10 protein-coding genes are annotated in these 9,116 nt (G+C 43.0%); all 10 read left to right on the forward strand.

Annotation, left to right across the window (positions count from 1 at the left end; genetic code table 11):
* Positions 1-224: 224 nt before the first annotated feature.
* On the forward strand, positions 225-881 hold the full coding sequence (locus VN447_RS06070) for a vitamin B12 dependent-methionine synthase activation domain-containing protein (RefSeq protein ID WP_325523864.1): 657 nt from the start codon (positions 225-227) through the stop codon (positions 879-881).
* 371 nt (positions 882-1,252) lie between these two features.
* Positions 1,253-2,230: a thioredoxin-disulfide reductase gene (gene trxB, locus VN447_RS06075; protein ID WP_325523866.1), complete on the forward strand. Its 978-nt coding sequence runs from the start codon at positions 1,253-1,255 to the stop codon at positions 2,228-2,230.
* Positions 2,231-2,249: 19 nt separating this feature from the next.
* Positions 2,250-2,564 carry a thioredoxin TrxA gene (trxA, locus tag VN447_RS06080; protein WP_325523868.1) on the forward strand — a complete coding sequence of 105 codons (315 nt, stop codon included), beginning with the start codon at positions 2,250-2,252 and terminating at the stop codon, positions 2,562-2,564.
* 43 nt (positions 2,565-2,607) lie between these two features.
* Positions 2,608-3,051 (forward strand): glycine/sarcosine/betaine reductase complex selenoprotein A, encoded by a 444-nt coding sequence (gene grdA / locus VN447_RS06085; protein ID WP_325523870.1) that lies wholly within the window; start codon positions 2,608-2,610, stop codon positions 3,049-3,051.
* Between the two features lie 28 nt (positions 3,052-3,079).
* Entirely contained in the window at positions 3,080-4,618 is a 1,539-nt protein-coding gene (gene grdC, locus VN447_RS06090) for a glycine/sarcosine/betaine reductase complex component C subunit beta (RefSeq protein WP_325523872.1), read from the forward strand.
* Between the two features lie 37 nt (positions 4,619-4,655).
* Positions 4,656-5,822, forward strand: coding sequence for a glycine/sarcosine/betaine reductase complex component C subunit alpha (gene grdD / locus VN447_RS06095; protein ID WP_325523874.1), 1,167 nt, complete (start codon positions 4,656-4,658; stop codon positions 5,820-5,822).
* Positions 5,822-6,190 carry a GrdX family protein gene (locus tag VN447_RS06100; RefSeq protein WP_325523876.1) on the forward strand — a complete coding sequence of 123 codons (369 nt, stop codon included), beginning with the start codon at positions 5,822-5,824 and terminating at the stop codon, positions 6,188-6,190. The genes grdD and VN447_RS06100 overlap by 1 nt, the downstream gene beginning before the upstream one ends.
* Positions 6,191-6,217: 27 nt before the next feature.
* On the forward strand, positions 6,218-7,504 hold the full coding sequence (locus VN447_RS06105) for a glycine/sarcosine/betaine reductase component B subunit (RefSeq protein WP_325523877.1): 1,287 nt from the start codon (positions 6,218-6,220) through the stop codon (positions 7,502-7,504).
* 24 nt (positions 7,505-7,528) lie between these two features.
* A complete protein-coding gene (locus VN447_RS06110; protein WP_325523879.1) occupies positions 7,529-8,839 on the forward strand; it encodes a glycine/betaine/sarcosine/D-proline family reductase selenoprotein B in 1,311 nt (436 codons plus the stop codon).
* Positions 8,840-8,936: 97 nt separating this feature from the next.
* The coding region (locus VN447_RS06115) for a B12-binding domain-containing protein (protein WP_325523882.1) at positions 8,937-9,116 on the forward strand (180 nt) is incomplete at its 3' end.

The following is a 9,116-nucleotide window of genomic DNA, read 5'->3' on the forward strand; positions in this document are numbered from 1 at the left end:
ACTCAGGTAGCCAATGAAAAAGTCCGGGATATTATTAATTACCACGAGCCAATTCCTCTGCCGAAGGATATTGCCGCCAAGATCAGAGATATTGTAGAAAACGCTGTCGGACATATGCCGGGCGAAGACGATTAAAGAAAAGAGTATAGGGCTACCTGCTTTGCAGGTAGCCACTATTATATCTCGCGGATAAAGGTCACTATCCTAAAGTAAGGAGATGACTTATGAATACGGTTGTTCTCAACAATTTCCCGTGTGAAATAGATTTTGATGTTCTGCTAAATAAATTACACATTAAGAAAGAAAGTAGCTATTCAGCCGAATTAGAGATGATGGCAACTGAAGCGCAGTTACTAGCAAGACCCAAAATAGTTTATAAAGACGCAACTATTGAAGTGAAAGGAGATAACTTTGTTGTTATCGATGGAATTAAGCTTACTAGCCGCGTTCTACGAGGGAACATGGAAGAGGCGCTAAAGGCCTTCCCTTTTGTTGTTACCTGCGGGACTGAGTTAGAGGCCTGGTCTAAACAATATGAAGATTATTTTGCAAATTTTTGTGCCGATACAATTAAAGAAATGGTACTACGTTCAGCTATTCAAACATTTGAAGCACATCTAGATAAAGAGTTTGAATTGGCTCATGCTGCCAATATGAATCCTGGATCATTGGCTGATTGGCCAATCACTGAACAAATACACATATTTAATCTATTAGGTAACGTAGAAGAGCTAATCGGGGTTCAACTTACAGATAGTTACCTTATGCTTCCGATTAAGAGCGTTTCTGGAATCCGTTTTCCCAAAGAAGGAACATTTGAAAATTGCCAATTGTGTCCCAGAGAGAATTGTCCTAGCAGAAAAGCACCCTATTGTCCATAAAGGCCTTTAATGAATATCCCAAAATGAGATATCTATCTCCAATGATAGAAGGTTAAATATTCAGTTAATTGCCTGAATTAAACGTGAGGTTTGACGCTCATCCCAAAATTAGCTCTCCCAATTAGTCTCAAAATAAGACTTGATATATATCAATATCAGCAGGTTAAAATCACTATTTCAGCATTAGATTGAAAGTATAAATCCGAAAATGAGACGATAAACCTTGTAATTTGGACCAAATAAAACTCAATACTGCCTTAGATGCCATCATTTCGACTTGGCATAACAATTGCATAAAACTAAGTTAGACATTGTAAATTCACCTGTGAGTAAAATTCAAAATATTAAATCTTTAAAAAGGAGGTGCAGGTATGTCTAATCTTTATGATATTCTCATTGTTGGTGGCGGCCCGGGAGGGATGGCTGCGGCGATTTATGGATCTCGATCGCGTTTGAAAACTGGAATTTTAGAAAAAGGCAGGTTAGGTGGTCAAGCAGCCACTACGGAAGAACTAGAGAACTACCCAGGATTTTCTCGAGGTCAGACAGGGCCAGCGTTAATGGAAAGTATGGCTGAGCATGCGATTAGTTTCGGGACAGAGATTATTCGCGAAGAAGTCATTGGAGTGGAATTGGAAGGAGATATAAAACGAGTAATAAGTAAAAGCGGTCATAAATATCTAGCGAAGACCATTATTCTTGCCACAGGGGCTGAACCAAAATCCTTAAACATTAAAGGAGAACATTCCCATAGAGGGAAGGGCGTATCTTACTGTGCTACCTGTGACGCCGATTTCTTCGAAGAGCTGGATGTAATTGTAGTTGGCAATGGGGATGCCGCCATTGAAGAAGCTATATATTTGACTAAATTTGCTGAGACGGTAACCGTCATCGTGAGACGCGAAGAAGGGGACTTAAGATGCAATAAGAGAAGTGCGGAAAGAGCTTTCGCCAATTCGAAGATTAAATGGGTTTGGAATTCTGTTTTGGAGGAAATAAGCGGAGATGGCCTGGTGGATAGTGTTGTCATTAAAAACCTAAAAACCGGGGAGCTATCTGTAATGGAAACTAATGGTGTATTTTTCTTTGTTGGAACTGTTCCGAAGACCAATATACTACAGGGCAAAGTCAAGCTCAACCAAGAAGGATATATTATAACGAATGATCTGATGGAGACTTCAGTGCTCGGAGTATATGCGGTGGGAGATGTTCGGGAAAAGTTCCTCAGACAGGTAGTTACAGCCGTAAATGACGGAGCTATTGCAGCTGTTGCAGTTGAAAAATACCTGGCTGAAGAGAAAGGAATAAAAATAAGCTCAGCATATCAAGCTCTGGAAGCAATAGGGTAATTTCAGGGGAGGGAATAAAATGTTGGTACTTACAAAAGAGAATTTTGAAGCAGAGGTTCTGAATGCAGAGGGCTTGATATTGGTCGATTTTTGGAGTGAAAAATGCGAGCCATGTAAGGCTTTGATGCCCAGAATTCATGAATTGGCGGAAAAGTACCATGGAAAGGCAAAATTCTGCTCCTTGGATACTAATGGTAACAAGCGCTTGGCGATGGCTCAAAAGGTTTTAGGTTTGCCTACGATACTCTTCTATCGAAATGGAGAAAGAATTGCTGAGTTAACCACATCAATTTCCATAGAAGATGTAGAAACCAAACTTCTTGAATTGGCCTAGAAAATCTTAAATATTAGAAACTATGGAAAGGGGAAATGTGCAAATGTTGAATGGTAAAAAGGTAGCTATTCTTGGTGACCGTGACGGTATTCCGGGCCCGGCTATCGAAGAATGCCTGAAATCCAGCGGTGCAGAAGTAGTATTCGCTACCACGGAATGCTTCGTCTGAACTGCAGCTGGAGCAATGGACCTGGAAAATCAAACGCGTATTATGGGTTTTGCGGAAAAGTACGGTAAAGAAGATTTAATCGTAGTTTTGGGAGGTGGGGAAGCAGAAGCTTCCGGCCTGGCTGCGGAAACCGTATCTACTGGAGATCCTACGTTTGCAGGTCCATTAGCCGGAGTCCAGTTGGGACTCAAAGCTTACCACATTTTTGAATTGAAGGATATGGTTGATCCTGCTGTCTATGATGAGCAGATCAGCATGATGGAAATGGTACTTGATGTCGACTCAATTGTTGAAGAAGTAAAGACCTATCGTAAATAGTTCGAGAGTGGCACATAGAGGTGATTTGATGAATTTTCCTGTTATTAAAGGTGCTGCCTATGGGCTGGTTCATGCTAATGACATGCTTGTCCATCACGGTACTACTCAAACCATGGAACGGACTAAAGATGCTAAGTCAGGACATCTTGAAAAGCTTCCGGGGCATTTAAGAAGTTTTGAACAAGTGGTCGATTACCCTCCGAACCAGGTATACATTGGGAATATGACCCCTGATGAATTAAGGGAGGTTCCACGCCCTTGGTATAAGCAAGCAGGTTTTGGAAAGAGTCGTGACGGAAAATTCGGAGCGATTATTCCGGAAGATGAATTCATAGGCTTAATGAAAATAGCTGATGCTTTTGAATTGGTAATTCTAGAAGAACAGTTTCAATTGTCGGTCAAAAACAAAATCATCGCTCATCCGATACTGGGAGCTATCAAAGATATTAACAAACTTGATAAAAATCCTGGTACTTCGGAAGAAATTCAAAAATTAGTTGAAGAACACATTGCCCAGCCGATGTACTTTGAAGGCAAGTTAGTGGGATGTGTGAAAAGAGCGCATGAGTTTGATGAGGCGTTATCAGACCATGTAATGTATGAGAACCTTGTATCTAAGGCATCTGCTGCTTTTGCTTTACAACTGCTTTTGAACAAAACAAAACTAAAGGCTGAAGAAATCGAATATATCATCGAATGTTCTGAAGAAGCTTGCGGAGACATGAATCAAAGGGGAGGGGGAAATTTCGCCAAATCCATTGGTGAGATGTGTGGCTGCATTAATGCAACTGGCTCTGATACCCGTAGTTTCTGTGCAGCGCCCGCCCATGCACTGGTAGAAGCGGCTGCGCTTGCCCAGTCTGGAATTTATAAGAACATTGTGGTATTGGCCGGTGGTGCTTCAGCAAAATTAGGCATGAATTCGAAAAATCATGTTGAAAAGGGAATGCCGGCTTTTGAAGATGTTTTAGGTGCCTTTGCTATTCATATCGGGGAAAACGATGGGGTAAGCCCGATGATCCGTACTGATGGTGTTGGTAGACATAAGATTGGTTCGGGTTCGTCGCCGCAGGCTGTAATGACTGCCATTGTAGCTGATCCCTTAGACAAAATCGGCTATAAAATATTCGATGTGGATCGTTATGCAGCAGAACTACAAAACCCTGAGATTACCGAGCCTGCCGGAGCGGGTGACGTACCCCTGGCTAACTACAAGATGATTAGTGCTTTAGGAGTTAAAAGAGGGGATTTAGAAAAGAAGGACCTGCAGAAAGCTGTTGACAGTTTCGGCATGCCTGGATTTGCTCCCACGCAGGGACACATTCCATCTGGAGTTCCTTTCGTCGGACATGCGCTAGAGATGATCCTGTCGGGGAAAATTTCGCGTACCATGATTATTGGCAAGGGGAGCCTTTTCCTAGGCAGGATGACCAATCTTTTTGATGGTGTCTCCTTTATTGTTGAAAAGAACAGTGGATCCGTTGAGGCTGGATTTAACAAGCAAGAAGTACGAGTGATGATAGCTGAAGCAATGCGAGATTTTGCTAAGACTCTTAGTCAAGAATAATTTTGGGATCACACTTGTCTCAAGGGGAGGTGAACTAATGGGTAAAAACCCTATTAGAGCCGCAATTGCAGAAGTCTTTGGGGAAATGGCTCAAGCGCTAGAGACAGGAACATTTGCTCAAAGATGCAGGGTCGGTCTAACAATTTTGGGCAGTGAGCATGGACCGGAGGAACTTGTTCGAGGAGCGGAATTGGCCCAGAAACAAGATCCGAATATTCAAGTAGTTATTATAGGCAACGGAGTGCAAACCAACCTGGAGACTGTGGTTGCCTTGGATGAAAAAGAAGCTCATGCAATAATGGATGAAATGTTATTGAACCATACTTTGGATGCTGCCGTAACTATGCATTACAATTTCCCGGTTGGGGTATCCACTGTGGGCAGAGTAATCACCCCAGCCAAGGGGCAAGCGATGTTTTTGGCTACAACTACTGGTATGGCGGCAACAGAGCGAATTACTGCGATGCTCAAGAATACTGTTTATGGGATTGCGGTTGCCAAAGCTTGCGAAAAAACTAACCCAACTGTAGGCATCTTGAACATTGAGGGTGCTCGTCAGGTGGAAAGGGCTTTGAAAAAGCTTAAAGCAGGTGGTTACCAAATCGACTTTGCGCAATCCGCTAGGAGCGACGGCGGTATAGTAATGAGGGGTAACGATTTGTTAATGGGTGTTCCGGATATTATGGTAAATGATAGTCTAACCGGAAACGTCTTCATGAAGGTATTTTCCGCGTATAGTACAGGAGGTAGTTATGAAGCGGTGGGCAATGGCTATGGCCCAGGGGTGGGAGAAGATTACGATCGGATTATATGTATCGTTTCCAGAGCGTCTGGTGCTCCAGTGATTGCTGGAGCCATCAAGTTTGCTGCAGATTGTGCTAAAGGAAATCTGCTGGAAAAGGCCAAAGCCGAATTCTCCGCAGCCAGGAAAGCCGGTTGGGATGATTTAGTTAAATCATTGAGTTCCAATGCCTTGCCGGTCAAGCAAGATGATGAGGGAGTGGCAAGCTCTCCTCTCAAAAAAACTGTTACTGATTCCATCCCAGGGGTAGAAGTGATGCAGTTGGAAGATGCGGTTCAGGTGTTATGGAAAGCCAACATTTATGCTGAATGTGGCATGGGATGTACCGGACCTATTGTTATGATTGCGTCAGAAGATAAGGAAAGGGCATTGGAATTACTGAAAGAGAAGGAATACCTGTAATGAAAAGCCTAATCATCACTAATAATCCAGCAGTAGCAGAAAGAAAAGATAATATGCTATTTGTGGATGGCTCTGTAGAAGAAACTTTGATTAAGGTACGAGATCTAGTCCATGAAGGATATGAACTAATCAGCCACCCTCTAGCTGCTAGTTTAAGGATGATGTTTTCTCCGTTTCGCTCTGTAATCTTAGGGAAAAAGTCGACAAAAGTTGATTCCTTTTCTGCTGAGATTATTGAAGAGAGCATTATTAAATATAAGAGGCACATGGACTTTCGTAAAAGAGACACAGCGAATGCTGAGGATTACAAAATGATAGACCTGATATTGTTAGAAGCGGCTTTAGATGAGCAACCCGTTACTTGGTGATTTTTAAAAAAATAGGGGGGGGACGTATTGAAACTGGAAATTGGCCGGATTTATATTAAAGACATTCGGTTAAGCAATGAGACTTCTGTAAAGGACGGAGTCTTAAGCGTTGATAAGGAGGGCTTAATTGCTTACCTGAAAGAAGATATAAGAATTGAAGATATCTTAATTGACGTAGCTAGACCAGGCGAAAAAGTAAGAATTATTCCGGTGAAAGACGTAATTGAGCCTAGGGTAAAAATTCAAGGCGGCAATAATGGTTTTCCAGGTGTTACGTCTAAACAGGCGCAGTGTGGAGAAGGCAGAACCCATGTTTTATATGGTGCCGCTGTCGTAACAGTTGGTGATATTGTGGGTTTTCAAGAAGGTGTCATTGATATGTGGGGTGAAGGGGCTAAGTGGACCCCGTTCTCCCAAACCTATAATTTAACGGTGGATATCCGAGTGGTAGAAGGGCTGCAGCCCCATACCCATGAAGAAACTGTTAGGATAGCTGGACTGCGGGCAGCCGAGTTTATAGGGTTAGCAGGGAAAAATTTAACCCCAGACGAGGTGCTCACCTTTGAAATTGGCAGTATTTTTGAAGAAGCAGCCAAATACCCTAATTTACCTAAAGTTGTCTACGCCGAGATGAATATTACCCAGGGGTTACTGCATGATACCTATATTTACGGCGTCAATCAATCGTCAATTTTGCCAACACTACTTCATGCCAACGAGGAAATAGATGGTGCAGTTATTAGTGGTAACTGTGTTGCGGCATGCGATAAGATTACAACTTACCAGCACCAAAACAATACCGTGATCTATGACCTGTATGCCCAGCACGGTAAGGAAATCAACTTCTTGGGGGTCATTATGGTCCCTGAACACACTACTTTAGCCGGGAAACTCCGCGCATCTGATTATACTGTAAAACTGGCAAAAATGCTGGGGGCCGATGCCGTGATTGTATCCGAAGAGGGCTATGGGAACCCTGACTCTGACCTTTTAATGATTTGTAAAAAATGCGAAAAAGCTGGAATTAAAACCGTATTAATTACCGATGAGTGTGCAGGCAGAGATGGCATGTCCCAACCTTTAGCTGACACAGCGGCCGAGGCGGTGGCCGTAGTTTCCGGAGGAAACGTTAGTCACGTGGTTACGCTGCCTCCGGCAGACAAAGTTATCGGAAATAAAGCAGCTATTTCAGTATTAGCTGGTGGTTGGGAAGGTTCTTTATTGGAAGACGGTAGCTTGATGTGTGAGTTAAATGCTGTGATTGGTGCCACATCAGAAATTGGATTCCACAATGTGACCTGCAGGCTGTACTAAACTTATATGAAAGGTGGATATCTTATGGCAGATAAGTTTAAAGTTCTCTACTATGTAAACCAGTTCTTTGGCCAAATAGGTGGAGAGGATAAAGCGGGTATGCCCCCAGAGCTTAGTCCGAATAAGATTGGTCCGGCACTGGGTTTTGAAGGATTGCTTAAAGGGGAAGGAGCGGTTGTCGGCACAATTATATGTGGTGATAACTACTTCAATGAGAACAGAGATGAAGCTATAAAGACTATTTTGAATATGGTAAAAGAAGCTGCTCCGGATGTGTTTGTCGCTGGGCCTGCTTTTAATGCCGGGCGGTATGGTGTAGCTTGTTCAGAAATTTCCAAGACTGTTGCTGAACAGTTGAAGATCCCGGTAGTTACTGGTATGTATGTAGAAAACCCCGGCTTGGATAATTGCAAAGCGATCGCCTATGTAGTCAGTACGAGCGATACCGCTGGCGGAATGCGTAAAGCATTGCCCCTAATGGCGTCTCTCGCCTGTAAGTTGGCCAAAGGGATCGAAATTGGTTCTCCTGAAGAGGAAGGCTACATTGCCCGCGGTATGAGAAAGACGCTCTTCGTGGAAAAAAGAGGTTCACAAAGGGCTGTGGAAATGTTACTTGCGCGCTTAAAAGGTCAGCCGTTTGAAACGGAAATGCCGATGCCTGTGTTTGATATAGTGGCACCTGCTGAACCAATTAAAGAGTTAAGTAAGGCTACTATTGCCTTGTGTACCTCCGGCGGTATTGTTCCGGCTGGTAATCCGGACAAAATCCAATCAGCCAGTGCTCAAAAATGGGGTAAGTACGATGTTAGCGCGATTAATGCACTTGAGTCCCCTTGCTATTATACAACCCATGGCGGCTATGATCCCATATATGCCAATGAGGATCCTGACCGCATCGCACCATTAGATATTTTAAAAGAATTCGAAAATGAGGGCTATATTGGCAAGGTTTACGACTGGTTTTATACAACCACCGGAACCGGAACTGCCGTAAGCAAATCAGTAGAATTTGGTGTGCAAATAGGAGCTGAATTGAAGGCTGCTGGAGTGGATGGTGTTATCTTAACATCCACCTGAGGGACCTGTACTCGTTGCGGCGCAACGATTGTAAAAGAAATCGAAAGATATGGTATTCCTATTGTACACATGGCAACCATTACGACGATTAGCGAGTCAGTAGGCGCTAACCGAATCGTCCCGACTATTGCTATTCCTTACCCGGTAGGGAATCCGAAACTTAATAATGAAGATGAGCATACTTTGAGAAAAGCTATAGTTAAAAAAGCTTTGGATGCCTTAGCTACTGAAGTTACCGGGCCAACTCAATTTGAGTAAGTAAAACTTGTGTACAGAGGATCGGCACTAATATTTCCGATCCTCGAACTAAAGATACGTCAAAAAATGTAATCGAATTTGAAAGGGGATAAAAAGAATGGCAAACTTTGAAGAACTGTCAAAAAGCGTAATCAGTGGTAATCTCGCCAAAGTTAAAAAGATAACACAGACACTGATAGATGAAGGAGTCTCTCCTCTAGATATCATCAATCAGGGTTTAATCGGGGGAATGAGTGTAGTGGGTGCCCGTTTTAAGAACGGGGAGATGTTTGTACCG

Origin of the sequence: Sporomusa sp. (assembly GCF_035561155.1) — a bacterium.
GTDB lineage: Bacteria > Bacillota > Negativicutes > Sporomusales > Sporomusaceae > Sporomusa.